Origin of the sequence: Brotomerdimonas butyrica (assembly GCF_025567305.1) — a bacterium.
Taxonomy (GTDB): Bacteria; Bacillota; Clostridia; order Peptostreptococcales; family Anaerovoracaceae; genus Lentihominibacter; species Lentihominibacter butyricus.
Genome location: NZ_JAOQJP010000004.1, coordinates 128,701 through 155,635, shown reverse-complemented (window position 1 = coordinate 155,635; position 26,935 = coordinate 128,701). Strand labels below are relative to the sequence as shown.

Genomic DNA, 26,935 nt, shown 5'->3' with positions numbered 1-26,935 from the left:
CACTGATCACTGAAAATTAACAAGCACATAATATTCATTAATTAATTAGTACCTGTAACATATACTTATAAAATACGGTGTGATATATTCAAATTGTAACTAATTGAATCAGCAGCAAAGCTGATATTAAATGGTGATGGATGATGAAAAAACTTAAAGAAACTATAAATAAACAGAAAACTGAAGAGAAACAGGCAGCGGCTCCTAAGAAAAAGTCGGGTAAAAGCAGCATGGCATATTATATGCCGGTCGTTGCGGATCGCCAGGAAAGCATCGATGCCAAGCTTAAAAAGCTTCAGGGCAGCTTCTTCGGAAAGCCTGTGAATAAAGTCGATGTAGGCACTTTAAGAGATGTGTGGGTGCCGTATGGATACTTCGTATATGATTATGAAGTCGGCGGCAAGGGACTGCTGAAGGCTAAACGCAGCGGGCAAGTGCACATAATATGTGACCTCAATGAAAAACACTGCATGCAGTACGATGAGAAGGAGAGCGGAGATCTTCCTCTCGAGCGAAAAGACTTTGCAGAAGACGACTGGACGATAATAAAAAGCGAGATGTCTGAAAGAAAGGCTACTGAATTTGTTGAGGAGTTCATTCAGATGAAGGTCATGTACAGGACTTTCGGGCGCAGAGGGACGATAAAGCCTGTGAAAAGTATAATATTCCTCAGACCTGCAGTCGAAATGGAGATCTTTTTCAGAGGAGTGAACAGAAACATCAGGTATGCATATCTTGATTCGTACGGAGTCAAGAGTGAGCATATCCTGGGACTTAAATACAGACTGACTCACTGATGACGGAAAGAGTCTGATTTTTACAGAGACAATAAATTTATATTCACACTATACATTTATTTACATTACTGAATTATTTAATTAATTATGAATGGAGGGAAAAAGGTAATGGTTGATATTCAAAGTTTATGGTCCGGACTGGACACGGCACTGATACTGCTGTATTTTGCCGGTATCATTGCTGTAGGTATCCTCATGAGAGGAAAGGCAGGAAAGAGCATGAAGAGCTTCTTCGTTGCCTCAAGACGTCTCACGATACCTATTCTGATCGGCGTGGGAGCTGCCAGCTGGGAGGATTCATGGTCGATAGTAGGTGCGGCAGAATGCGGAACGACAATGGGTGTATGTATCCTGTTCTTCTATCTGATTCCGACGACTATCATGAAGCTTCCTCTTGCACTGTGGATCGGTCCTCGTGTTAGAGAGAAATTCCCTGACTGGGTCGTTACGATGCCAGACCTGATGTCATATCTGTATGACAACAAGACAAAGCTCGTAGTTGCACTGGGAATACTCCCGCAGATGTTCTATGACTCAGCTCTGTTAGTAGCTGGCGGACAGGTAATCGCGTATGTTACAGGCATAAACATGTGGCTGTCGTTCGCACTTCTCGGACTTATATGTATCGTTTACACTTCGCTTTCAGGTTTATGGGGACTTGCACTCACAGACATGATACAGTTCGTTATCATGACTGTTGCAGCAGGAACACTGTGTCTGGGGATATACAATTACTATGGAGGCTTCGGACCTCTGTTCAGTCAGGCGGCGGCAGTAAACCCTGATTTCGTAACGATAAGCGGAGGCAACAATGCGATGGAAATAGCGGCATGGCTGGTAAGTGCGGTGGCGATATATGCGAACGCACAGTCTTATCAGCGGTTCGAATCCGCAAGATCCGCTGCAGATCTCAAGGTCGCATATTCATTCATCATACTGTTCGGTCAGTTTTTCATGTCGATAAATGTTTTCGCAGGAATGGCTGCACTGACGATGTTCCCGGAACTTGCAGCTGAATCACCTGCAGAAGCATTCTGGGCAGTAGTATTCACGACACTTCCTATAGGTCTCCGGGGTCTGTTCGTAGCATCACTGCTTGCTGCGGTAATGTCTACGGTAAGTGCCGATTATCTCGTTGGAGGCGCTGCAATATCGCATGATATCGTCAAGGGCTTCATAAATAAGAACATGACGGACAAAGGCGACCTCATGGGTACACGAATAGCTGTATGGGCTATCGGTGTCGCGATGATATTCTGTACATACTTCTGGGAAGGCGGGATCCAGAAAGCATGGTATTATGTAGGCGGATTCTCTGTAGCAGCATTCATAGTACCTATGCTGTTCGGACTTTACTACAAGAGAAGAACACCTGCCGGAGGTTTCTGGAGCATGACGCTTACTATAGTTATGTACATGGTATGGGAATTCGTACTGGAATGCCCTTACGATATACCATCCAGCCTGATATGCTTTGCATTCAATACAGTAGTTTATCTTATAGTATGCAACGCAACTTACGGCAGGTATTCCAAGAGCAAAGCTAAACTGGACGCAGGCGTATAGATCAGGAGGTGTAATTATGGAGAAAAAAGGACTTAGTCTTGAAGCAAAACATAAAATGGCGAATATAACTGCTGTCTGCACTATACTGCTCACCCTGTTTTTCGGAGTGCTGATATACAAGCAGTCAGATCAGGCACTGCCTCTTATACTGGGCATAGGTGCGCTTATATACGGACCGCTCTGCTTTATACTCTATCTTATAGAAGTTGCAAAAGGCGTATTCAAGAATGATGATGATGAAGACGAGGAAGAAGAGAGTGAGGCAGTTCATTAGTCGATGCTGAGCGCCGGCACAGCCGGACATGTGCATTTAAAAGGATTGGGAAGAGAGAAAGTTTTGAAGCTGAAGGAGTGAAAGCATGAAAGTAGTATTGGCGCCAGATTCATTCAAGGGAAGTTTGTCTGCGATCGAAGTTGTAGAGGCCATGAAAAAGGGCATAACATCTATCGACCCGGCAGCAGTCATCTGTGAAGCGCCAATGGCGGACGGCGGAGAAGGTATAACGGATAATATAGTCCAGCTTTTCAACGGGCGGACTGAATATCTGGAAGTGACCGGACCTGCAGGGAAGCCGACGAAGGCAAAGTACGGAGTGTTTCGCGAGAATATCTGCGTCATAGAAGTAGCAGAGACGTCCGGGATAACACTTTTGACCGAGGATGAGCTGAATCCGCTCAAAACGACGACATTCGGTCTTGGAGAGCTGATAAAGGCGGCGCTGGATAAAGGCTACAGATCATTTATAATAGGTCTGGGCGGAAGTGCGACGAATGACGGCGGAGCAGGCATGGCTGCAGCTTTGGGCTACAGGCTGCTTGACAAAGACGGAAATGATATCGCATACGGCGGCGGTGCGCTCAGCGAGCTGGTCAGGATAGATGCGAAGAACGCAGACACGCGTATAGCAGAATCTGAGTTCATGATCGCATGTGACGTAAAGAATCCTCTTTGCGGTGAGAACGGTGCAAGCCGGATCTTCGGACCGCAGAAAGGCGCGGATGAAGCAACTGTAAAAGTGCTGGACGACAACCTTAAGAACTTTGCAGGAGTTATCAGAGACTGTCTCGGCAAGGATATCGCAGAGGTCCCGGGCTCAGGTGCAGCCGGTGGACTTGGAGGAGGAGCGATAGCTTTCCTTAACGGTAGACTCGCTGAGGGAATAACGATAATGACGGAGCTTTCAGAGCTGGATCAGAAAATAAAAACAGCAGACCTCGTGCTTACTGGAGAGGGCAAATGCGACGGACAGACGCTTAACGGCAAGACTCCTTATGGAGTGGCCAGGATAGCGCAGAAGTACGATGTACCGGTGGTAATGCTTGCGGGCATAGTAGGGAAAGGCGCAGAAGCTCTTTATCAGAATGGCGTGAGTGATATATACTGTATAAAACCTGATGACGTGACTGTTGAATATTCGCTGAAACATGCAGACAAGCTTGTGGAAGCGGCATCGGCAAAAGCTTATTCAGAGTTCATTCAGCAGAAAAAATAAAGAAAAAACAGAAACAGCATATTAAATAAAATGGGACGGTCTGTCGCTGATATATCCAGCAGGCTGTTCTATTTTTATAGTCTCGATGTATATAAAGAGAGTGAGTCTTGGTTTCTGATACTGTTTTTTTGTTGATAAGCTTGTGAAAAAATGATAGGTTGTACGATAATAATGCGCTTTATCACTCTTATGTGATCATTTGTGCGGAAGTAGAAAGCAGGAGGTAGTTGATGCTGATAAGTGAAATACTCAGTTCTCTGGCAATGATTTTTATAATGATGGTGCCCGGTTTTATTTTTAGAAAAAAAGATATACTGGATGAACATCAAGTAGATGCAGTGACTTCGGTAACAGTGAATCTCACATGGCCATGCCTGGTAATAGATGCCATGCAGGTGAATTTCAGCATTGATATACTTAAACAGAGTGGGTATATAATGGCAGTAAGTATGGTGCTGTTTGCAGTTATAGCGCTTATAGGCTTCTCTGTGGCGAAATTGATGAGACTATCTTCTGGCAAGCGCTATCTCATGGTATTCGCATTGATATTTGGCAATACAGGATTTATAGGGATACCGGTGATGAAAGCATTGTATGGTTCAGAAGCATTGTTTTTTACAGCGATAATAGAGCTGGTGAATGATATATTTATGTTTACTGTCGGCATAACGCTGATACAGCTGTCTGCCGGTAAGAAATCAAAGCTGGAACCAAAGGAGCTGCTGAGCCCGGGGATGATAGGAGTGCTGATCGGACTGATATTGTTTCTTGCTGATTTCAGACTGCCGGAAATGCTTGGTGGTTCAGTGGAAATGATAGGAAATGCAACTACTCCGCTGGCCATGTTTGTTATAGGATACCAGCTGGGGAGCATGAAAGTGAGAACCCTTTTAGGAGAATGGCAGGTATACGTTGTTATTTTCTTCAAACTGGTAGTAATTCCTGTACTGGCGCTTGTATTTGTAAAAATCCTGGCAGAAGAGTTTTCTCTGATGGAGAAAGTCATAGTATTGTGCTTTGCGATGCCTGCAGCGTCAGCGAGCGTTCTGTTCAGCAGACAGTACCATGGGGAAACGGATTTTGCAACGAAAGTAGTACTGCTTTCCACGCTTTCTTCTCTCGCAGTGATACCTTTGTTTGCTATAATCATCGAATTGTAAGTCGGCGATATAAAAAATACATAATTTGGAATAGACTGTGATATATATTTGGCATAGAAGCGGCAAATAATATAAAAGAAAACATGAGAGGAGAAAAGCCATGAAGAAAAACAGGATTTTACTGTCTGCGGTTCTCTGTCTGTCACTCATGATGTTTGCCGGATGCGGCAGCAATAATGATAATGGTATGAATGATGACAGCAACAAAAGTGTGACTGAAGAGAGCGTAGACAGAGACAACGGCAACAGGAACAAAGATGATTCTGTGACACAGGATATGAAAGACGGCGCCGAGGACATGAAGGACGGTGCTGAAGATGCTGTCGATGATGTCAAAGATGCTATGGACGGCAATGACAGAAACGATTCTGCCGGCGACAGAAACAACAGGTAAATTTTAGTGTAAAGGGTGGCACAGCCACCTTTTATGCTGTAAAATGAAAATAATACCTAAAGATCTGCAGTTTTCGCCCGGCAAGGCTGTGGAGCGGGATGCAGATCTTAAGGATCGGAGGATAATGCGCGCGACATCAGGCGCGCATGATATATGACAAATGGCTAAAAAGAAAAAGAGAAAAAATCTTACAGGTATACTCAGCAAGCACAGGCGCGGTTTTGGATTCGTAAAATGCGAAGGCCTTGAAAAGGATGTATTCATTTCGGCAGATTCGATGGGCGGAGCGATGAACGGAGACGAAGTCGAAGTGGATCTGATCCCGGAATATTTCTGGAGAGATTCCCCGGAAGGGATAATCACAAAAGTCCTGAACAGAGAGATCACAGAGGTCGCAGGAACATTCGAGAAAAGCAAGAAATTCGGATTCGTTGTGCCTGACGGCAAAAAGTTCAATGAGGATATCTTTATCCGGAAAAAGCATTTTTCCGGAGCGAAAAAGGGCGACAAGGTAGTTGCGCAGATCATCAAATACCCGGACAGGCACAACAGTGCCGAGGGCAGGATCATTGAGATAATAAGCCGTGCCGGGCAGGCAGGCGGCGATATCAAAGCGATAGCAAGAAACTACAATATGCGCGAGACTTTCCCGTCAAAGGTGAATGCAGAGGCAAAGGCTGTAAGCAGGAGAAAGATAAGCGACGAAGATCTGAAAAACAGGCGTGATCTTCGCGGAAAGAAGATATTCACTATAGATGGAGCTGATTCAAAGGATTTTGACGATGCGGTATCGATAGAGCTGCTTGATAACGGCAACTATCTGCTGGGCGTCCATATCGCTGATGTGGCTCATTACGTGAAAGAAGACGGCCCTCTGGATCAGGAGGCGCTTGAGAGGGGAACGAGCGTGTATCTGCTGGATCAGGTGATCCCGATGCTGCCGAAGTCTCTGTCAAACGGTATCTGCAGCCTCAATCCGCATGAGGACAGGCTGACACTGTCCGTAGATATGGAGATAACAGCGGATGGCACCATGGTCAGACATGAGATATATGAGAGCGTGATCAATTCCGTCGAAAGGCTCGTATACGATGATGTATCGGATCTGATTGAAAGGAACGAGAAACGTATCGCTGAAAAATATGCACATATCAGAGATGAGCTATTCATGATGCACAATCTGGCAGTCAGACTTTCAAAACTGAGGCATGACAGGGGAAGCCTCGATTTTGACCTCGATGAAGCATATATCACACTGGATGAGAACGGTATACCGTCCGGCATCGGTATAGCTCAGAGGCGAAGTGCGAACAAGCTGATAGAGGAGTTCATGCTTCTTGCCAACGAGACGGTTGCAGAGCATTTTTACTGGATGGAGACACCATTCGTGTACAGAGTACATGAAAAGCCGGCAGCCGATAAGATAGAGCAGCTCAGGATCTTCCTCAAAGGCTTCGGGATCACGCTCAGGGGAAATGCCGACGGCATACACCCGAAGGCTATATGCTCAGTGCTCGACAGCGCCAAAGGCAAACCGGGTGAAGACGTGGTAAATTCTGTGACGCTAAGATCGATGCAGAAAGCGTTTTACAGCACGTCGTGCGAAGGCCATTTCGGCCTGGCACTCAAGTATTACTGCCACTTTACATCTCCGATAAGAAGATACCCTGATCTAATGATCCACCGGATAATAAAGCAGAGCATACATGAAGGCCTGAGTGACAAGGCGCTGAAGCATTTCCGCAAAAAAGCAGAATATGCGGCTGATCAGTCATCGATCGCCGAGAGAAAAGCAGTCGAAGCCGAACGCGAGGTCGAAAAGCTCAAGAAAGCCGAGTACATCAGCTATCATGTCGGAGAGATCTTCGACGGCGTGATCAGCGGAGTGACGGGATTCGGGATATATGTGCAGCTTGAGAACACCGTGGAGGGGCTTGTCAGGATAGATGAGCTGCGGGATGATTACTACGATTATCACAAAGAAAAATACGCCCTCGAGGGAAGGCGTACCGGGAACGTATACAGGCTGGGGGATGAAGTGCGCGTCATCGTGGATCACGTCGACCTTGAAAAACATGAGATCGATTTTCTGATCGCGGGACATCTGTAGAGGCTGCAGCGCTTATCGAAGACAGCGCATCACCGGCTTCATCGATGCATACCGGTTTTGCGGCGACGTCCCCGAGAGACAGCATACCGACGAGTTTAGAGGTTTCCGTAACAGGGAGCCTTCTTATCTGATAGGAAGAAAAAAGCAGTGCGGCGTCATGTACGCTCATATCGGAAGATACGGTCACCGGATCGCAGGTCATGATGTCCGATACAGGTATGGAAAGCGCAGACTCGCTGCTGTCGCTGTTTTCGCATGCCAGCGCGCGCAGCACGATATCGCGGTCGGTCACTATGCCCTTGAGGTGTCCGGCGCTGTCGCATACAGGCATGGAGCCTACGTTGTCTTTTTTCATGTAAAGCGCAGCCAGTGCTACCGGAGTGTTTTCCATTATGCAGGTGATGCCGGTGCTCATCAGTTCTTTTACTTTCATGTGAATGCTCCTTCTACTGGTTTTTGAAGTTTTTATCCACACTTATTATTTACCGGCACACTGCGGTTTTATTCTACAGTGTTTTATGTCTATCTGTCGCGTCCCCAGAAGTTTCTGCTGAAAAGGATTATTATCGTGAAAAGCTCGAGACGTCCTATTATCATCAGGCAGCTCATGTAAAGTTTGAGTACAGGATGAAATGCGGAGAAATTGCCGAGCGAAGCAGTTTCTCCAAAAGCGCTGCCTGTGTTGGAAAGCATTGCAAGAGCTGATGTCAGCGTATCATCCAGACCGAGGCCCTGAAACGACAGCACGAATGATGAAAACAGGAATATGCCCATATATGTTACTACGAATGCTGATATTCCTGATACTACAGGAGCGGGGATTGCAGTTTTTCCGAGCTTCACCGCGACGACTGAACGCGGATGTATCCTCTTGATGCAGCCTCTCCATATCAGCTTGAACATTACCAGCACACGTACGACTTTGAGTGAACCGGATGTAGAAGATGCACATCCTCCTACGAACATCAGTGCTACCAGGATTATCTGGCAGGTCGAAGGCCATGTCATATAAGGTGATCTGGTGTATCCGGAAGTCGTGCTCATGCTGACTACCTGGAAGAACGAATCACGAAGAGCTGTTCCGAAGCCGGTGTCAGTGGCGGCCATCAGTGCGATGGTGCACACTGCTATGGAGACAGCCATGATGATGAGGAAGGCTCTGAGCTCGATATCCTTGAAGACCTCCGCGAATTTCCCCGTTATCAGATAGTGGTAAAGCACGAAGTTTAGCGATGAAAGGATGCAGAACACGGCGATAACCACTTCGACGTATACGCTGTCATAGTATGCGATGCCTGTGGGATGTACGAGGACTCCGCCTGTACTGATACTTCCGAGGGTGTTGATGACCGCATCAAAGAGCGGAACTTTGCCTGAAAGCATCAGAAGGATTATTTCCAGTATCGTGAATGATATATAGGTTATATACAGTATTTTCGCAGAATCGCTCATCCTTACGGTCATCTTCTTGAGCACGGGTCCCGGGGTCTCAGCCTTCGCGATTATCTGACCGTTTATTCCCAGTGCAGGAAGGATGGAAATGACGAAAAGAAGTATTCCCATGCCGCCCAGCCAGTTCGATATCGCTTTCCACAGCAGCAGACCACCTGAAAGGAATTTTCCGGCAACTACAGAACAGCCTGTCGTAGTGAATCCTGATGTGGATTCGAAGAGCGCGTCGATATAATGCTCCGCGAAACCTGCGAGGTAGTACGGGAAAGCACCGATGACAGAAGCAACTATCCAGCAGGATGCGACTACTATATATCCTTCTCGGGTTCTGAATTTTGTCTTATGCGATTTTATGAGCAGTGTGATCAGAAGTCCGAAGATCACAGACGCGGGGCAGCATATCCTGAAAGCGTGAACAGCATCTATGTCTCCGGTTTTTTCAGAGTAGATCCATGGTATGATCATGGAGATGCCCAGGATCAGGATTATGATCCCCATTATTTTTACTATTGCTTTGTAGTTAAGTGTTAATTTTGACATTTGAGTTCTCCAGTCAGTCGTTATCAGCGATCAGGATTCCAGAATCTAGGAGTCAGTATGATGAACATTGTGTAAAGCTCAAGTCTTCCGGCAAGCATGTATATCGACAGAAGGTATTTTGAAAGTACGGAAAGTCCGCCGAAGTTGTCGACCGGACCTACAGCACCGAATCCCGGGCCGATATTCCCCATGCATGTGATGACTGAGGAAAAACACGTCATCATGTCTGCGTTTTCAAATGAAACTATGAACGCACCTGCAAACACCATCGCAAGACAAAGGAAAAAATGATTTACGATCGCAGAAACGGCGTCGCCCGGCATGTTTTTCCCGTTGAGCTTGACAGATTCTACGATGTTCGGATGCAGTCTCGTCGATATGCCGCGGCGTATGAGTTTTAGCAGCACGAGTATCCTCACGACTTTGATACCGCCGCCGGTGGACGATGAACAGCCGCCTATGAACATCAGCATCAGCAGCACCATCTGACATACTATCGGCCAGGTCTCGTAATCTGCAGTGATGAACCCGGTAGTCGTCAGTATCGAAGATACCTGGAACACCGAATCGCTGAAGGCCGGCAGCACTTCATCATACTGCCCGCTGATGAGCAGTGCGGCGAAGATAAATAATGACGCAGCTGCGAATACGAATACATACAGCTTGAACTCAGAATCGCGCGTAAAGGTCTTAAGACCGTGCTTCAGCGACAGAAAATAGAGATTGAAGTTGACTCCGCACAGGAACATGAATGCGGTGATCACCATCCTGATATAGGTGCTGTCAAAGTGTCCTATGCTGTCGGAGTAGTTCGAAAGTCCGCCGGTACCTACTGAGCCGAACGATGTTATAAGCGAATCATAAAGACTCATGCCGCCGAGCATGAGCATGATCGTTTCTATTATCGTAAATAAAAGATAGATGATGTAGAGCGTTTTTGCAGTGTCAGACATCTTGGGTGTCACCTTGTCGAGCGAAGGACCCGGAGCCTCAGATACTGCGATATTCTGACCACTGATACCGAGCGAAGGCATCAGTGCGATCGCGAAGATCAGGATACCCATGCCACCGATCCAGTGCGTGAAAGAACGCCAGAAAAGTATACCTTTCGGCAGCAGTTCCGGTTCAGCCAGCACTGTGGAGCCTGTTGTAGAAAAACCTGAACACGACTCGAAGAATGCATCTGCAAAGTGCGGGATGCTGTCTGTGATGACGAACGGCACTGCGCCGAGTATCGCTGATATCAGCCAGCATAATGTGACTATCAGAAAACCGTCTCTTACTTTGAGATGCTGCATCCTGTACTGACAGAGTTTCATCAGCAGGATACCGATGGCGCCGGCGATGAGCATAGTCATAAGAAACGGTATATATATCGATGAATCGTCGTATATAAATGAGACGATGACCGACGGAAGCATAGAAAGACTGATAACAGCCATCGCTATGCCTATTATCCTGAATACTGAACTTAAATTTAAATTCATAAAACCACCCGTCTCTTATCGTCTGAAGAATCCCAGCTTGCCTGTGTCTTTGAGCAGACTTTCAGTTATGACTCTGTCTCTCAGAAGGCTTAGGAGGATTATCCTGTCATCTTCGTGAATTTCCGTATCGCCGTTAGGTATGATCACTTCACTGCCTCTGTGTATAGCGGCGATGATGATGCCGTCATGAAGATCCAGCTCCGATATAGGAGTATCCAGTATGTTCATGTGCGGAGTGGCGATGATCTCCATAAGCTCAGCCTGTCCTTCGATAAGCTGTGAGGACAGTATCTTCTTTGAACCCTGTACGAAATGCAGGATATTGCTTGTCGTTATGTCCAGCGGGTTGAGAGCCATATCTATGCCCATGCGTGATATTATTTCCGCATAGCTTGTCCTGCTGACCTTTGCGATAACGTCATCCACACCGTGCTGCTTAGCTGTGAGCGCGAGCAGCAGGTTATCCTCGTCGAATCCGGTAGCGGTCACGACTGCGTCCATCATGTCGAGATTTTCTTCTTCTAAAAGTGTCAGATCGGTCGCGTCACCGTGAAGTATCATGACGTCTTCGAGGTGAGCAGACAGATAGTGGCACCTTTCTTTCTTAGCTTCGATTATTTTTACTGCAGCACCGAATTCGGAGAGCATCTCCGCGAGGTAGAATCCTGTTTTACCGCCGCCTATTATCATGACCTTCTGCAGGTCTGTATATTTGCCGCGCTCGTGGACTTTCGAATTGAGAGCCAGGATAGGGCCTTTTTCACCGATGACATATACGAAATCCTCGGGTTCGATGACTTCTTTTCCGTGAGGGATTATGACTTTTCCATTTTTTGAAATCGCAACGACCAGCATGTCAGGGAGTATCTTGGTGATATCTTTCATGGACTTGCCGATCAGTTTAGGCATGCGGTGCACTGAAAATTCCACAAGCGACACTTTTCCGGATGAAAAGATACCGTTGCTGAGTGTATATTTCTCTGCAAGATATTTGTAGATCTCAACAGTGATACCCTGGTCAGGGTTTACCAGATGATCTATATCGAGTGCTTCTTTTATAAAATTGATCTGCTGCATATGCTCCGGATCGCGTATTCTGGCAACTACCTTGCTGCATCCGAGTTTTTTGGCAAACGAGGCAATCACAAGATTGGCTTCATCGTCGCCTGTTACCGCGATGAGGAAGTCATACGAATCGATATGGAGCTGTTTCAGTAATTTGATTTCTTTGGCGTTTCCGTTGATGGTCATGACGTCCATCTGTGAACTGATCTTCTGAAGAACTGAATCCTCAGAGTCTATGATCGTAACTGAATGGTCGCCGCCCAGCAGAGCCTTTGCAACATTGACTCCAAGTTTGCCGGCGCCGACTATAACTATTTTCATAAAATCTCCTTATTTGTATCCATATTTAGGAACATACTGTATACAGTGGTCCTGCACCACACATACTGTTTTGATTCCGGTGCTTAGGTACATCTGTAAAAGCAGAGCTGCCTATGGATATATTATTTACATACATAATAATTCTACCACTAATCGCTGTAATTTCAACATCTAATTGCAAGAAGAGCTCAAATAGATTAGAATATTACAGGAAACAGTGAAATGGGGTGACAAAGATATGGTAAAGCTTATAGCACTTGATCTCGATGGAACTACTCTCAATAAAGAGGGGGTCATAAGCGAGGAAAACAGAACGGCTCTGGAACAGGCTGCAGAGCGTGGGGTGAACGTCGTTATCGCGACAGGAAGACCTTACTCGGCGCTTCCGAAGGATGTTTTTGATATAGATTCGATAAGGTATGTTCTCACGTCAAACGGCGCCAGGATAACTGATCTGAAAACTGGCAGAAACATCTATGAGAACTGCATGGCGAGAGTGACGGCAGAAAAGTCAGTCGAGCTTCTCAGGCAGCACGATTATGTGATAGAATGCTTCGTCGACGGCATCGCTTATATAGACAGAGCATATTTTGAGATGGTCAAGGCTTCGGGACGCAGTTACAGGAGCGTCAAATATATACTGGAAACGAGAAATCCGGTCGATGATATCTATCAGTTCATTCTGGATCACAGAGATCACATCGAGAACATCAATGTGAACTTCGAGGATATTTCCGAAAAGCCCGCGATGCGTGAGAAAATGCTGGAGATACCGGAAGCGACGATAACTAGCTCCTTTGATCATAATCTCGAGATCGGCGGAGCGACGACCAGCAAGGCGGAGGCGCTGCGCTGCATGTGCGGGATCCTCGGGATAAGCACCGCGGAAATGATGGCAGTCGGTGACAGTCCCAACGATATAGCTATGCTCAAAGCTTCGGGCACTCCTGTGGCAGTCGGTAATGCAAAGGACGAGGTAAAGGCAGTCGCATGCTATATAGCGCCGGAAAATTATCGTCACGGTGTCGCAGATGCTGTAAGGCATTTTGTGCTGAATGAAAATACGATATAGGATTTTTTAGAAATGCTCTCTGGCTTGTAGAAGTCAGGGGGCTTTTTTGATACGCAGGAAAGAGCAGCAGGATGATAACAGGATATGTAAAAGAAATGCAGATTCGCAGAATATGGCAAAAAATTACTTGACATGAATTATTTTACATATTAATATTAAAATGTAAAATAATGTAAAACGAAACAGAAAGAAGGCGATGCGTTGAACAATATACGATTCGGCAGGGTCGGAGAGGATGCCGCGGTAATGCTGCTGGAAGCGCAGGGGTATGAGATACTGGACCGCAACTATAAATGCAGCTGCGGCGAGATAGATATAATAGCTGTAAAGGATGCGGAGATAAGCTTCGTCGAAGTCAAGACACGGAAAAACAGTATCTACGGCAGACCGTGTGAAGCTGTAGATCACCGAAAGCAGCGGCATATAAGGGATGCGGCGATCTGCTATCTGAGGGATGTCTGTAAGAGGCAGTGCGTATTCAGACGGATGCATTTTGACGTGATAGAGATAGTGATGGAACACATCATAGACAGCTTCTGACAGTGGAGAGCAGGAATATATGGAGGGATGAGAGATGCTTACGAAAATAAAAACAGCAACGCTTGCGGGTGTTGCCGGCAGCGTGGTGTCGGTCGAGACAGATATAAGGCGGGGACTGCCTGTTTTCATGGTGGTCGGACTGGCAGACACGACGATAAAAGAAGCGTGCCGGCGCATCAGGCCTGCGATAATGAATTCAGGCTATGATTTTCCGAATGAAAGAGTCACTGTGAATCTGGCGCCTGCGGGAAAACCCAAGGAAGGCAGTCATTTCGACCTGCCGATAGCTGTGGGGATAATAGCGTCAGGGATCGTGCCGGCCGGAACAGATATCAATGATACAGCATTTCTGGGAGAACTGTCGCTGGACGGCAGGATAAACAGGGTAAACGGTGCGCTCCCGCTGGCGATGAGCCTTAGAGCTGCTGGCGTGAAGGATATAGTGGTGCCGCGAAAAAATGCTGAAGAGGTCGCGATACTGCAAGATGTCACCATACTGCCTGCGGATGATCTCAGGCAGGTGATCGAGCACATAACAGGGGACAGGCCTATCCATGCATATGAACCGGTTCATACGGTGACAGGAGGAACATGGAACGGTGATTTTTCTCAGGTGATAGGACAGGAGCTTGCTAAAAGAGCTGTCATGATCGGGGCGGCCGGCAGACATGGTGTATTGCTGATTGGCGATCCGGGCTGCGGGAAGACGATGCTTGCAAAGCGCATACCTACGATACTGCCGGAGCTGACATATGAAGAAAAGCTTGAGATCACAGGGATATACAGTGTTGCAGGCCTTCTGGGCGAAAGAATGCCGATAATACAACAGCGGCCGTTCAGAAGTCCGCATCACACGATATCGCCGGCAGCGCTGATAGGCGGAGGGAGAAGACCGAGGCCGGGAGAGCTTTCTCTCGCACACAGAGGAGTGCTGTTTCTGGACGAGCTTGGAGAGTTTGACAGCAGAGCGATCGACGCCATGCGTCAGCCGATCGAGGATGGTATGGTGAGGATACACAGGAACCTCGATGAAGTCATCTTTCCGGCGGAGATCATGCTTGTTGCAGCGGCGAATCCGTGCAAATGCGGCAATCTGTGGAATGAAAAGAAAATATGCACGTGCACGCCGAGGCAGATACAGAATTATATGCGCAAGCTTTCGGGGCCGTTTTCGGATCGTATAGATATGCATGTAAAGATGCGGCCCGTGCCGGAAGAAGAACTTAGAAAAAGTGCAGATCAGGAAAGCTGCCAGCCTGACGGCAGCTGTATCTCGTCTGAAGAAATGAGAGAAAAAGTCGCACAGGCTTATGAGATACAGAAATGCAGGTATAAGGGAACGATGTATGAGAGCAACGGCTCTCTTGATGAAGCGGGAATATCACGATTCTGTACACCGGATGAAAAGGCCCGGAAACTTATGACTGAGGCATACGGCAGAATGGGGATATCCATGCGTGCTTATGGCAGAGTGCTGAAAGTGGCGAGAACGATAGCTGATATAGATGGCGAAAATGATATCGGGGAGAGTCATATAGCTGAAGCGCTGATGTACCGGATCTCGGATAAAAATGAAGCGCGCGGCGCGATGTGAAATAAAAGAGAAATTTTATCATAAAGGGTCAGGAAAAGGGTTATATAATGGAAACAAAAATAAATGCAGAACGTATCACTTCGAGTATGGCACAGTATCCGGATATGCTCAGGGGGATAAAAAACTGTCCGAAAGAGCTGTTCTGTATCGGTGATATATCTCTGCTCAAACGGCGTTGTGTAGCTGTTGCGGGATCGCGGAACACTACCGTGTATGGCAGGAATATGGCGGTGAGATTTGCAGGAGATATCGCCCGCGCAGGTTTTACTGTAGTGAGCGGCATGGCACGGGGGATAGACACGTGCGCGCACCGTGGAGCTCTTGATGCCGGGGGAGATACGATAGCGGTGCTCGGATGCGGAGTCAATGTGTGTTATCCGAAGGAAAACGGAAAACTGAAAAAGGAAATCGAGCAAAAGGGGCTTGTGATTTCTGAATATCCGCCTGATGCTGAACCGCAGCGTTATTTTTTCCCGCAGCGAAACAGGATAATAAGCGGACTTTCAGAACTCACGCTGATCGTTCAGGCGAGAAATGACAGCGGAGCCCTGATAACTGCAGAGCTTGCAGCAGAGCAGGGCAGAGAGGTGTGCGCTTTGCCGGGAAATATAGACAGCCAGTATAATATAGGAAGCAATAAGCTCATCAGGGAAGGTGCCACGCCGGTGCTGAGCACAGGTGATCTGCTTGAGATGCTGGGTGCAGGTGCGTTTGGACGGGAAGAGGCTGAGCGGATACTCAGTGAAACAGAGCTGAGGATATACAGACTTCTGTGTGAGCACGGCGAGCTGAGCACTGATGAGCTGTGCAGGATCATGGAAAAACCGCCGTCGTATGTTGCAGGTATAGTGACTGTAATGGAGATGAAAGGTGCTGTTTTTTCAGATATGGGTAAAGTTTTTATTGCAAAAGCATAAAAATATACATATAATCAAATACTAGAAGCTAAATTTAACAAAAAAAGGAGGAGTCTTCATGGCTGCCGCAAAGAAAATACTGGTAATTGTCGAATCACCATCGAAGGCTAAAACCATAGGAAAGTTTTTAGGAAGCCGCTATAAAGTGATCGCTTCGGTCGGACATGTGCGCGATCTTCCTAAGAGTAAACTTGGAATAGATATAGACAACGATTTCGAGCCCCGATATATATCGATAAGGGGCAAGGGTGATATAATAAAAGAACTTAAAAAAGAAGCGAAGAATGCTTCAAAAGTCTACCTCGCGACCGACCCGGACCGTGAGGGAGAAGCGATATCATGGCATCTGGCGTTTCTGCTCGGTATAGATATAGATTCGCCGTGCAGGATAGTTTTCAATGAGATAACGGAAAAGGCCATAAAAACAGCTATAAAAAGTCCCAGGCCTATCGATCTCAAGCTCGTCGATGCGCAGCAGGCCAGAAGAGTGCTGGACAGACTTGTGGGATATCAGATAAGTCCGCTTCTCTGGAGAAAGATACGCAGAGGGCTGAGTGCCGGAAGAGTACAGTCAGCTGCATTAAAGATAATCTGCGACAGAGAAAACGAGATAAAAAAATTCAAGCCGCAGGAATTCTGGAACATTACTGCAGAATTCGAAAAGGATAAAAACTTTATCGCGAAGCTAATCGAGTACAAAGGTGAAAAGCTTCTGATAGAAAACAGGGAGCAGAACGATGAGATACTGGCGCAGCTTGAACAGGGCAGATATATCGTAAAGAGTATAGAAGAAAAAGACAGATCGAGAAGGGCGGCAGCGCCTTTCACTACGAGCAGCATGCAGCAGGATGCTGCAAACAAGATAAATTTCACGACAAAAAAGACTATGATGATCGCGCAGCAGCTTTACGAAGGCGTAGAAGTAAAAGGACGCGGTACCATCGGTCTGGTATCATATATAAGAACAGATTCCGTCAGGATATCCGATGAAGCCAGGGCTGCATCGAAAGAGTATATCATCAGCAATATGGGCGAACAGTATTATGGCGGGAATGTATATAAAAACAAGAAAAAAGATGTACAGGATGCGCACGAAGCGATAAGACCGAGTTATATAGAACTCGATCCTGAAAGCATCAAAGATTCGCTGAGCAAGGATCAGTACAACCTGTATCGTCTGATATGGAACAGATTCGTGGCCAGCCAGATGGCTCCTGCAAAGTTCAAGGCTCTGAATGTCATCGTGGAGAATGGTGATTACGACCTGAAGGCTGTGGGATCGAAGCTTGTTTTTGACGGTTTTCTTAAAGTTTATTCTCATGCCAGGGATGATGAGGAGGACAGATGGCTTCCTGATATGGATGAAGGCGAAGTGCTCAAGGCTGTAAAGGTCGAAGGAGTGCAGAATTTTACGCAGCCTCCTGCAAGATTCACAGAAGCCAGCCTGGTGAAGGACCTGGAAGAAAAGGATATCGGGCGTCCGAGCACCTATGCCCCTATCGTTGCTACTCTCATAGACAGAAAGTATATTTCGAAAGAAAAAAAATCATTGATTCCAACAGAACTAGGGTTTATAGTAACTGATATGATGGAACAGTACTTCAAGGAGATAGTAGATGCAGGATTTACAGCTCAGATGGAGGATAATCTTGATGATATAGAATCCAAGGGAGTACGGTGGAAGAGCGTCATAGAGGACTTTTACGGTACGCTCAAGGAAGAACTGGATATCGCGGACAAGCAGATCGAAAAGGTGGAGTTCGAAGAAGAGCTCACGGGTGAGATGTGTGAGAAATGCGGCAAGCCTATGGCTGTAAAGCACGGTCGGTTCGGCGTTTTTGCAGCATGCACAGGTTATCCGGAATGTAAAAACACGAAGCCTCTCGTACAGTCCATAAATGTCAAGTGCCCGAAGTGCGGCAAAGATATAGTGGCAAGAAAAAGCAAAAAAGGCAGAGTGTTTTACGGATGCAGCGGCTATCCGGAATGCACGCAGTCATACTGGAACAAGCCGATAGACAGAAAATGTCCTAAATGCGGCGAGCTGCTGGTCGAGAAAAAAAGCAAAGATGCAAAATATGCATGCTCCAACAGCGAGTGTGATTACAAAGAATAGAGATATAAAGATATGCTGACTCGTGTCAGTGACAGAAGGAGGGGAACATGGTACAATTTCATGCAACAACTATCGTAGCAGTCAGAAGAGGACCGGACGATATCTGCATCGGCGGAGACGGTCAGGTCACGATGGGAGAGACCGCTATAATGAAAAACGGCGCTAAAAAAGTGAAGAAGATCTATAAGAATACAGTGATAACAGGCTTTGCGGGATCTGTAGCCGATGCTTTTTCGCTGACAGAGAAATTCGAAAGCAAACTCGATGAACACGGCGGCAATCTGAAACGTGCTGCGGTCGCACTGGCGCAGCTGTGGCGTTCGGACAAGGCTATGAGAAACCTTGAAGCGCTTATGATCGTTGCTGATAAATCTGATATGCTGGTTCTTTCGGGAACCGGTGAAGTGATCGAACCTGACCAGCCTTTTGTTGCGATAGGCTCAGGGGGCAACTATGCGTATTCCGCGGCTAATGCCCTTTATAATAATACAGATCTCGGAGCAGAGGAAATAGTAAGAAAATCACTGGAAATCGCGGCGTCGATCTGCGTTTACACCAATGATCATATTTCTGTAGAAAAATTATAGGAGGTAGATGGATGGCCAACAAGCTTTACCAGATGACGCCTAAAGAAATAGTGGGCGAACTGGATAAATATATAATAGGACAGGATGAAGCAAAAAAATCTGTAGCGATCGCTTTGAGAAACAGATACAGAAGAAGTCTTCTCTCAGAAGAGATGAGAGAGGAGATAACTCCTAAAAATATACTTATGATGGGACCTACAGGATGTGGTAAGACAGAGATCGCAAGAAGGCTTGCGAAACTGATGGACGCTCCGTTCGTAAAGGTAGAGGCGACGAAGTTCACGGAAGTCGGATACGTGGGACGTGATGTGGATTCCATGGTGAGAGACCTTGTCGAGGCTTCAGTGAGGATAACGAAGCAGGCGATGCTCGAAGAAAAGTATTCCGTTGCGGATGAGATCGTGGAAGAAAAGATAATCGAAGCGATAATCCCGGGAAACAAGAAGAACGCATCAGGAAATCAGAACAGAGGACCTTTTGATTTCATCCTGGGGAACAGCGGATATCTCAGTCAGAAGGAGCAGTACGAACAGCAGCAGGCAGAGGAACAGAAGACTGAACCTGATATGCTTGCCAGAGAGCAGGTCAGACAGCAGCTTCGTGAAGGACTCCTGGAAGAACAGTATATAGAGATACAGGTGACGGATGCCCCTAAAACGAACGCTCTGGATATGGGCAATGAGGGCATGAGCATAGCGATAGGAAATATTTTCGGTGATATGGCGCCGAAAAGGATGAAGAATAAGAAAGTAAAGGTAAAAGACGCCAGAAGGATCCTGCGCGAAGAAGAAGCGCAGAATCTGATAGACATGGATCAGGTCACAGATGATGCACTGCAGAATGCTGAGCAGAACGGTATAATATTCATCGATGAAATCGATAAGATCGCATCTGGCTCGAGCTACAGAAGCGGCGCTGATGTATCAAGGGAAGGTGTGCAGAGAGATATCCTTCCTATCGTTGAAGGCAGTGTGATAAATACAAAGCATGGTCCGGTGAAGACTGATCATATACTCTTCATAGGCGCGGGTGCGTTCCACACGGCGAAGCCGACCGATCTCATACCGGAGCTTCAGGGGCGTTTCCCGATAAGAGTGGAGCTGGAAAAACTCGACAAGGATACATTCGTAAAGATCCTTACGGTGCCGGAGAATGCTCTGCTGAAGCAGCACAAGGCGCTGCTTGAAACTGAAGGCATAGAGATCGAGTTTACAGATGAAGCTATTGACGAGATAGCCACTATGGCGTTTCTGATGAACGAACAGACCGAAAATATAGGTGCAAGAAGACTGCATACGATACTGGAAAAGCTTCTGGAGGACATTTCCTTTAACATCCCGGATATGGATGATGAGAAAATTACGATCGATCAGCAGTATGTGAAAGAAAAATTTGCTGAGAAAATACATCCGGAAGATATAGACAAGTATATATTGTGATCAGGCGGCCTGACAGGAACTCCATTGGTATCTGTAAACAACAGATGTTGGTGGAGTTCTGTCGATTGTTTGCAAAAGAACAAATTAAACAGGCTAAATACGATGAAAACAGCACTTTTGTGTCAATTGTGTGAAAAATGATACTTTTTGGAAAAATCAAAAAATATCGTTGCTTTGTTGAATATAAATGTATATAATATAGATAATATGTAAAAATTCAAATATGATAAATAAAATATAACAGTTTAAATCAGATGAGGTAGGAGATGAATATGTTATCAAAGGTAAGAAAGCTGAACTGGATGCTTCAGGAGAGCCCGACAGGGGCATTCTCGTTTGATGAGATGTGTGAGCTTATGAGCGAACTTATGGATGCGAACGTTTATATCGCGAACAGGACCGGAAAAGTGATCGGTGTAGGATATAAAATAAAGTCAGACAGCATGGCTATTTCAGATGCGGAGACGGGTTCGCAGGTATTCCCGGAGGAATATAATGAAGAACTGATGCGTGTCAGAGAAACTGTTGCGAATGTTTCAGGCGAAGAGGCGCTCAAGATATTCAAGTACGATTATGACACATCGGACAAGCTCCATACTATAATTCCGATATTAGGCGGAGGAAAGAGATGGGGAACACTGATACTTACGAGATACACTCCTGAGTTCACAGAGGAAGATCTCGTTCTCGGTGAATATGGAGCAACGATAGTCGGAATGGAGATACAGAGAAGAAAGTCTCTCGAAAGAGAAGAAGAAGAGAGAGAGATCGCAATGGTGCAGATGGCGATAGGCACTCTTTCGTATTCGGAAATAGAAGCTGTACAGCAGATATTTGCCGAGCTTGATGGAGATGAAGGACTTCTCGTTGCCAGCAAGATCGCGGACAGATCAGGGATCACCAGGTCTGTTATCGTCAATGCGCTCAGGAAGCTTGAGAGTGCAGGCGTCGTAGAATCCAGATCGCTCGGTATGAAAGGAACGAGGATCAAGATCACTAATTCCAAATTCAAGGAAGAACTCAACAAGATGGCTATATAAGACAGATGCTTATATTCTGAATGCGATCTGAAATAATGACAGAAGTCTCCTGCTTTGCATAATATGTAAAGCAGGAGTTTTTCGTTTTTGAGGAGCTGTGGAGATATGTCGGGTAAGTCATGCGGAAAAAGAAAAAGAAGACTGGGAAAGCGCGGAAGCTGCGGCGGAAAGAGAAAAGTGCGAAGGCTTGTGCTGGTGCCGCTCGTTACGGCAGTCGTGCTCTTTTCTGCGATATTCGTATATCTGCAGGCGGTCATAGATCCGAATCTTGAGGATATATCCAGAATGAGGGCGGAAGTTCTCGTGACAAGAACTATAAACAGAGCGCTTTCAGAGCTTTTTCAGGAGCAGACTGTAGAAGAAGACCTTTTTCTGCTTAAAAAGGATGAAAACGGAAAAACAGAGCTTGTACAGGCAAATTCTATAGCCATCAACATACTGCTCACACAGCTTGCGCTGAATCTGCAAGAGGCATTCAGGACGATGGATGAAGAACCTCTGCAGGTACCGCTGGGCGCATTGATGGGCAGCAAGATGCTTTCGCAGACAGGACCGTGTGCAGATGTGGTCATAAAGCCCGTAAGCGTGATTTCCACGGATTTCAGGACAGAGTTTGACTCTAAGGCCATAAATCAGACTAAATACAAGATATACATAGTCCTCAAATGCCGTGTAAAGGTCATGGCGCCTTTTTCATCCAGGACTTTCGATACGTCGAGCAAGATACTGCTTGCAGAAACCGTGATACTCGGAGATGTACCGGACAGCTTCGTGCAGGTGCCTAAAGATGATATTTTAGATGTAACAGAATGATAAAAATGTGGTAATATAAGAACATGCTTAGATTTAACGATAAAAATGAAATAATCACAGAAGAATACAGGGCTGTTCTCGTCGGGATACAGCTTGACAAAGATATATCGTATTCGATGGAAGAGCTCGCCGGACTGGCCGAGGCTGACGGTATCGAAGTCGCCGGCATGATGGTGCAGGCTCGTGAAAAGCCGGATACAGCGACGCTGATAGGTAAGGGAAAGGTGGCGGAGCTGGCAGAGATGTGCGAGGCGATGGATGTCGATACCGTTATATTCAACGAAGAGCTTTCCGGCGTGCAGCTGAGAAACCTCGAAGAAGCGACCGGTGTAAGAGTCATCGACAGGACGATACTGATCCTCGACATATTCGCAGACAGAGCAGCATCAAAGGAAGGAAAACTGCAGGTGGAGCTTGCGCAGCTGCAGTACAGGATGCCGCGTCTCACAGGCTTCGGAAAATCGCTGTCGCGTCTCGGCGGAGGTATCGGCACAAGAGGCCCGGGCGAAAAGAAGCTTGAGACTGACAGACGGCATATCACCAGAAGGATAGACGATATCAGAGAAGAACTCAGAAAAGCGGAGAAGAGCCGCCAGCTGCAGAGAGCAGGCAGAGAGAAGTCACGGCTTCCTGTCGTGGCACTCGTAGGATATACGAATTCAGGAAAGTCTGCGATAATGAACAGGCTGCTTTCAATGGCTGACAACGAGGAAAAGACTGTCGCATCTAAAGACATGCTCTTCGCCACGCTTGACACGCAGCACAGACGGATAACGCTGGAGCAGGGAAACGAGTTCATACTTATAGATACCGTAGGTTTTGTCAGCAAGCTGCCTCACGGACTGGTGGAGGCCTTTAAATCCACACTGGAGGAAGTAAAATATGCAGATCTGCTGATACACGTTGTAGATAGTTCATATGCAGAACGTGATTTTCAGATCGAAGTCACGGATCGTGTTCTGGGACAGATAGGCGCAGGCAGCAAGGAAAAACTCATGGCGTACAATAAGATCGATCTCGCGGATGAGATGCCGATCGATGTCAGTGGAAATGACGCGGTATATGTTTCGGCCAGAACCGGCCGGAATATGAACGAGCTGCTTGCTGCTGTAAAGAACAGTCTTTTTGGAAAACGCATACATGCGAGATTCGTCATACCGTATGATAAAGGCGGTGTGACGTCATATCTGTGTGAAAACGGAGAAATAACCTCGATGCAGTATGAAGCGGAAGGAACCGTGCTCGAAGGCAATTTTGAAGTGGCAGATTATGAAAAATACAAAAGCTTTACAGTAGCCTGATGCCGTCGAAATAAATTTGCAGTTATGACAGAGGAAAACAGATGGAATTATATAAAACCGTGAAAAAAGAAGCGGAAGCGGAACAGATCATAGAAAAATCGAGGTTTACGGCTCATGTAAAACCGGTCGAGACAAAGGAGGAGGCAGATGAATTCATCGCCTCTGTAAAGAGCAGATATAAAGATGCGACCCATAATGTGCCGGCAATGGTTCTGGGCGACAAGTTTCAGATCCAGTGGGCCAGCGATGACGGAGAACCGCAGGGGACTTCAGGTGCGCCGATAGTGCAGATGCTGGTAAAGGAAGGCATAACAAATGTTGCGGTCGTGGTCACTCGATATTTCGGAGGAATAAAGCTCGGGACAGGTGGTCTTGTGCGTGCATATACCAGCAGTGCGAAACTCGGAATAGATGCAGCACAAGTTTGCGCTGTTTGCGAGATTTGTTTGCTTAAAATCAAAATAGACTATACTTTTTTGGCAAAACTGCAGAATATGGCTTCGGGTGTTTTTGAAGAAAATGCACCTGAAACAGCATTTATTATCGATGAAATACAGTATATGGACAAGGTCATAATGGATATTCTCACAACTTTCGACAGAAAGGATAATGTGCTTGCTTTGCTTACAAATACTACGTCTGGAGCTGTTGAGATCCTCGAGGAAAAAACTTTGTTGAAAAAAATATAAAAAAGGTGTTGACAGATTAGAGGTCATGCTGTATAGTTAGTAAATGTGCCGAGCAAACAGATAAAAAGTGAGGGCGCTTAGCTCAGCTGGGAGAGCACCTGCCTTACAAGCAGGGGGTCATAGGTTCGAGCCCTATAGCGCCCACCAAACTTTAAAAGGTACAGACGATGCGGTCCGGTAGTTCAGTTGGTTAGAATGCCAGCCTGTCACGCTGGAGGTCGACGGTTCGAGCCCGTTCCGGATCGCCAATTTTAAAACATACATATTAATATGCTGGTGTGGCTCAACGGTAGAGCAGCTGATTTGTAATCAGCAGGTTGGGGGTTCGATTCCCTCCACCAGCTCCAATTAAAAAAATATTGGAAATGCTGTTAAAAAAGTGCTTGACAAATTCGTGAAGTATGATAAGATAGCAAAGCAGACTTTTTCGAGGGATTCCCGAGTGGCCAAAGGGGGCGGACTGTAAATCCGTTAGCTGAGCTTTCGGTGGTTCGAATCCACCTCCCTCGACCAATAATAAGCGGAAGTGGCTCAGGGGTAGAGCATCGCCTTGCCAAGGCGAGGGTCGCGAGTTCGAATCTCGTCTTCCGCTCCAATTTGCGGATGTAGTTCAATGGTAGAACCTCAGCCTTCCAAGCTGATGGCGTGAGTTCGATTCTCATCATCCGCTCCAATTTTTTAAGGGCTCATAGCTCAGCTGGATAGAGCAACGGCCTTCTAAGCCGTGTGTCCGGGGTTCGAATCCCTGTGGGCTCGCCATTTTAAAAAAAGATGGGGTATAGCCAAGTCGGTAAGGCAACGGACTTTGACTCCGTCATGCGTAGGTTCGAGTCCTGCTACCCCAGCCAATATGACCCATTAGCTCAGTCGGCAGAGCACTTGACTTTTAATCAAGGTGTCCGGAGTTCGAATCTCCGATGGGTCACCATCGAAAAGGCTTGGGGTCATCTGAAATAACAGGCATGGACTTGTCGCAGAAGCATGAGGAGAGGTGTCCGAGTGGTTTAAGGAGCTGGTCTTGAAAACCAGTGACTCCGAAAGGGGCCGTGGGTTCGAATCCCACCCTCTCCGCCATATATGCGGAGACTTTGTCGGAAGTCGATTGGTTTATACCACATATAATTGAATAGAAGTTTAGTTTAGCCTGGAGAAGTACTCAAGAGGCTGAAGAGGACGGTTTGCTAAATCGTTAGGGTTCGCAAGGGCCGCATGGGTTCGAATCCCATCTTCTCCGCCATTTCTGTGGAGCGGTTTTAGCCGGACTTGATTCACAGTCATGCAGGGGTATAGCTCAGTTGGTAGAGCAGTGGTCTCCAAAACCACGTGCCGTGGGTTCGAATCCTACTGCCCCTGCCAATAACTAAACATAATCGGGGTGTAGCGCAGTTTGGTAGCGCAACTGGTTTGGGACCAGTGGGCCGCGGGTTCAAATCCTGCCACCCCGACCATTATTTGACAACAGATGGGCCATTAGCTCAGTTGGTCAGAGCGTCCGGCTCATAACCGGCAGGTCCGGGGTTCAAGTCCCTGATGGCCCACCATAATATTGTTTATAAGTAGTATGCCCAGATAGCTCAGTTGGTAGAGCAGGGGACTGAAAATCCCCGTGTCCTTGGTTCGATTCCGAGTCTGGGCACCACTTATTTATAAAGATAATCTCTTGCTGACTATGTCCGAGGGATTATTTTTTTATAGCATAGGAAAATTTCTCATAGAGAAATTGACGGATTCACCTGGACGCAATGCGAGGAGGTAAGACGGAAAATGGCACAGTTATATTACAGATACAGCACGATGAATGCCGGAAAGTCCATAGAAGTTATAAAAGTGGCATATAATTACGAGGAACGCGGAAAAAAGGTGCTTGCTCTGGTGCCGGGCATAGATGACCGGTATGGAAAAGGGAAGATAACTTCGAGAGTCGGGCTCAGCCGTGAAGCTACTATAGTCAATGAAGATACTAATATACTGGAGATCTTCATGAGGGAAAACGACATAGAGACGATCGATTGTGTGGTCGTGGATGAGTGTCAGTTCCTGAAGCAGCATCATGTCGAAGAACTTGTGGAGATAGTCGACAGCTTCAATATACCGGTGCTCGCGTACGGTCTGAAGAATGATTTTAAAAATGAACTGTTCGAGGGCTCGTATTATATGCTGATATATGCGGATAAGATCGAAGAAATCAAAACTATCTGCTGGTGCGGCAGAAAAGCCACGATGGTGGCGAGAGTGATCGATGGCAAATTCGTGAAAAGCGGAGAGCAGATCATGGTCGGCGGCAACGATATGTATGTTTCTCTATGCAGGAAACACTACAATGAAGGCCGTATAGGCCCTAAAGAGTGATTCTTACGGAGTGTGAAATGTTGCGCGGAAGTCTGCTGCTATTCAGATATGATGCTGCAGCGACATGCTGGACTACGGTGGAATCAACGATAA

The 26,935-nt window shown here is 46.6% G+C and carries 23 protein-coding genes and 15 tRNA genes; 34 read left to right on the top strand and 4 right to left on the bottom strand.

The window, feature by feature from the left end:
• Positions 1–143 precede the first annotated feature (143 nt).
• The 7 genes from OCV59_RS04475 to rnr all read left to right on the top strand — a co-directional run bounded on the left by OCV59_RS04475 (position 144) and on the right by rnr (position 7,520).
• Entirely contained in the window at positions 144–797 is a 654-nt protein-coding gene (locus OCV59_RS04475; protein WP_147593296.1) for a hypothetical protein, read from the top strand.
• Between the two features lie 108 nt (positions 798–905).
• Positions 906–2,363, top strand: a complete 1,458-nt coding sequence (locus tag OCV59_RS04470; RefSeq protein ID WP_262584110.1) for a sodium:solute symporter family protein — start codon at positions 906–908, stop codon at positions 2,361–2,363.
• 16 nt (positions 2,364–2,379) lie between these two features.
• A complete protein-coding gene (locus OCV59_RS04465) occupies positions 2,380–2,637 on the top strand; it encodes a hypothetical protein (protein ID WP_147593294.1) in 258 nt (85 codons plus the stop codon).
• An 85-nt stretch (positions 2,638–2,722) separates the two neighbouring features.
• Positions 2,723–3,856: a glycerate kinase gene (locus tag OCV59_RS04460; protein ID WP_147593293.1), complete on the top strand. Its 1,134-nt coding sequence runs from the start codon at positions 2,723–2,725 to the stop codon at positions 3,854–3,856.
• A gap of 230 nt (positions 3,857–4,086) precedes the next feature.
• Positions 4,087–5,016, top strand: a complete 930-nt coding sequence (locus OCV59_RS04455; RefSeq protein WP_147593292.1) for an AEC family transporter — start codon at positions 4,087–4,089, stop codon at positions 5,014–5,016.
• 100 nt (positions 5,017–5,116) lie between these two features.
• Positions 5,117–5,410 carry a hypothetical protein gene (locus OCV59_RS04450; protein ID WP_147593291.1) on the top strand — a complete coding sequence of 98 codons (294 nt, stop codon included), beginning with the start codon at positions 5,117–5,119 and terminating at the stop codon, positions 5,408–5,410.
• Positions 5,411–5,570: 160 nt separating this feature from the next.
• Positions 5,571–7,520: a ribonuclease R gene (gene rnr / locus OCV59_RS04445; RefSeq protein ID WP_147593290.1), complete on the top strand. Its 1,950-nt coding sequence runs from the start codon at positions 5,571–5,573 to the stop codon at positions 7,518–7,520.
• Here the strand turns inward: rnr and OCV59_RS04440 are convergent.
• From OCV59_RS04440 to trkA, 4 genes are all read right to left on the bottom strand, one after another.
• Positions 7,456–7,953 carry a CBS domain-containing protein gene (locus OCV59_RS04440; protein WP_147593289.1) on the bottom strand — a complete coding sequence of 166 codons (498 nt, stop codon included), beginning with the start codon at positions 7,951–7,953 and terminating at the stop codon, positions 7,456–7,458. The genes rnr and OCV59_RS04440 overlap by 65 nt on opposite strands.
• An 89-nt stretch (positions 7,954–8,042) precedes the next feature.
• Positions 8,043–9,512, bottom strand: a complete 1,470-nt coding sequence (locus tag OCV59_RS04435) for a TrkH family potassium uptake protein (RefSeq protein WP_147593288.1) — start codon at positions 9,510–9,512, stop codon at positions 8,043–8,045.
• A 23-nt stretch (positions 9,513–9,535) separates the two neighbouring features.
• Positions 9,536–10,999, bottom strand: coding sequence for a TrkH family potassium uptake protein (locus tag OCV59_RS04430; protein ID WP_147593287.1), 1,464 nt, complete (start codon positions 10,997–10,999; stop codon positions 9,536–9,538).
• Between the two features lie 15 nt (positions 11,000–11,014).
• A complete protein-coding gene (gene trkA, locus OCV59_RS04425) occupies positions 11,015–12,385 on the bottom strand; it encodes a Trk system potassium transporter TrkA (protein WP_147593286.1) in 1,371 nt (456 codons plus the stop codon).
• A gap of 238 nt (positions 12,386–12,623) precedes the next feature.
• Here trkA and OCV59_RS04420 point away from each other — a divergent pair, with 238 nt between their 5' ends.
• The 27 genes from OCV59_RS04420 to OCV59_RS04290 all read left to right on the top strand — a co-directional run bounded on the left by OCV59_RS04420 (position 12,624) and on the right by OCV59_RS04290 (position 26,842).
• On the top strand, positions 12,624–13,457 hold the full coding sequence (locus tag OCV59_RS04420) for an HAD family hydrolase (RefSeq protein ID WP_147593285.1): 834 nt from the start codon (positions 12,624–12,626) through the stop codon (positions 13,455–13,457).
• 201 nt (positions 13,458–13,658) lie between these two features.
• Positions 13,659–13,997, top strand: coding sequence for a YraN family protein (locus OCV59_RS04415; RefSeq protein WP_147593284.1), 339 nt, complete (start codon positions 13,659–13,661; stop codon positions 13,995–13,997).
• A gap of 34 nt (positions 13,998–14,031) precedes the next feature.
• On the top strand, positions 14,032–15,591 hold the full coding sequence (locus OCV59_RS04410; protein WP_147593283.1) for a YifB family Mg chelatase-like AAA ATPase: 1,560 nt from the start codon (positions 14,032–14,034) through the stop codon (positions 15,589–15,591).
• A 47-nt stretch (positions 15,592–15,638) separates the two neighbouring features.
• On the top strand, positions 15,639–16,508 hold the full coding sequence (gene dprA, locus OCV59_RS04405; RefSeq protein WP_147593282.1) for a DNA-processing protein DprA: 870 nt from the start codon (positions 15,639–15,641) through the stop codon (positions 16,506–16,508).
• 58 nt (positions 16,509–16,566) lie between these two features.
• Positions 16,567–18,624 (top strand): type I DNA topoisomerase, encoded by a 2,058-nt coding sequence (gene topA, locus OCV59_RS04400; RefSeq protein WP_147593281.1) that lies wholly within the window; start codon positions 16,567–16,569, stop codon positions 18,622–18,624.
• 47 nt (positions 18,625–18,671) lie between these two features.
• On the top strand, positions 18,672–19,211 hold the full coding sequence (hslV, locus tag OCV59_RS04395; protein ID WP_147593280.1) for an ATP-dependent protease subunit HslV: 540 nt from the start codon (positions 18,672–18,674) through the stop codon (positions 19,209–19,211).
• 11 nt (positions 19,212–19,222) lie between these two features.
• A complete protein-coding gene (gene hslU, locus OCV59_RS04390; protein WP_147593279.1) occupies positions 19,223–20,650 on the top strand; it encodes an ATP-dependent protease ATPase subunit HslU in 1,428 nt (475 codons plus the stop codon).
• 266 nt (positions 20,651–20,916) lie between these two features.
• Positions 20,917–21,690 (top strand): GTP-sensing pleiotropic transcriptional regulator CodY, encoded by a 774-nt coding sequence (gene codY / locus OCV59_RS04385; protein ID WP_147593278.1) that lies wholly within the window; start codon positions 20,917–20,919, stop codon positions 21,688–21,690.
• 105 nt (positions 21,691–21,795) lie between these two features.
• Positions 21,796–22,503 (top strand): sporulation protein YunB, encoded by a 708-nt coding sequence (gene yunB / locus OCV59_RS04380; RefSeq protein WP_147593277.1) that lies wholly within the window; start codon positions 21,796–21,798, stop codon positions 22,501–22,503.
• 23 nt (positions 22,504–22,526) lie between these two features.
• Positions 22,527–23,804, top strand: coding sequence for a GTPase HflX (hflX, locus tag OCV59_RS04375; RefSeq protein WP_147593276.1), 1,278 nt, complete (start codon positions 22,527–22,529; stop codon positions 23,802–23,804).
• 41 nt (positions 23,805–23,845) lie between these two features.
• Complete coding sequence (locus OCV59_RS04370) at positions 23,846–24,493, top strand: YigZ family protein (protein ID WP_147593275.1); 648 nt, start codon at positions 23,846–23,848, stop codon at positions 24,491–24,493.
• Between the two features lie 71 nt (positions 24,494–24,564).
• A tRNA-Val gene (locus tag OCV59_RS04365) sits at positions 24,565–24,640 on the top strand.
• Positions 24,641–24,664: 24 nt separating this feature from the next.
• Positions 24,665–24,741, top strand: a tRNA-Asp gene (locus OCV59_RS04360).
• A 24-nt stretch (positions 24,742–24,765) separates the two neighbouring features.
• Positions 24,766–24,840, top strand: a tRNA-Thr gene (locus tag OCV59_RS04355).
• A gap of 81 nt (positions 24,841–24,921) precedes the next feature.
• A tRNA-Tyr gene (locus OCV59_RS04350) sits at positions 24,922–25,006 on the top strand.
• A 7-nt stretch (positions 25,007–25,013) separates the two neighbouring features.
• A tRNA-Gly gene (locus tag OCV59_RS04345) sits at positions 25,014–25,088 on the top strand.
• Positions 25,089–25,092: 4 nt separating this feature from the next.
• Positions 25,093–25,166: transfer RNA gene (locus tag OCV59_RS04340), tRNA-Gly, on the top strand.
• Between the two features lie 9 nt (positions 25,167–25,175).
• Positions 25,176–25,252: transfer RNA gene (locus tag OCV59_RS04335), tRNA-Arg, on the top strand.
• A gap of 13 nt (positions 25,253–25,265) precedes the next feature.
• Positions 25,266–25,341: transfer RNA gene (locus tag OCV59_RS04330), tRNA-Gln, on the top strand.
• 4 nt (positions 25,342–25,345) lie between these two features.
• Positions 25,346–25,421: transfer RNA gene (locus tag OCV59_RS04325), tRNA-Lys, on the top strand.
• A gap of 57 nt (positions 25,422–25,478) precedes the next feature.
• A tRNA-Ser gene (locus tag OCV59_RS04320) sits at positions 25,479–25,567 on the top strand.
• Positions 25,568–25,639: 72 nt separating this feature from the next.
• Positions 25,640–25,730: transfer RNA gene (locus OCV59_RS04315), tRNA-Ser, on the top strand.
• Positions 25,731–25,773: 43 nt separating this feature from the next.
• Positions 25,774–25,849: transfer RNA gene (locus OCV59_RS04310), tRNA-Trp, on the top strand.
• A 15-nt stretch (positions 25,850–25,864) separates the two neighbouring features.
• A tRNA-Pro gene (locus OCV59_RS04305) sits at positions 25,865–25,941 on the top strand.
• Positions 25,942–25,957: 16 nt separating this feature from the next.
• Positions 25,958–26,034, top strand: a tRNA-Ile gene (locus OCV59_RS04300).
• A gap of 22 nt (positions 26,035–26,056) precedes the next feature.
• Positions 26,057–26,132: transfer RNA gene (locus OCV59_RS04295), tRNA-Phe, on the top strand.
• 125 nt (positions 26,133–26,257) lie between these two features.
• Positions 26,258–26,842 (top strand): thymidine kinase, encoded by a 585-nt coding sequence (locus OCV59_RS04290; protein ID WP_147593274.1) that lies wholly within the window; start codon positions 26,258–26,260, stop codon positions 26,840–26,842.
• Positions 26,843–26,935: the final 93 nt, after the last annotated feature.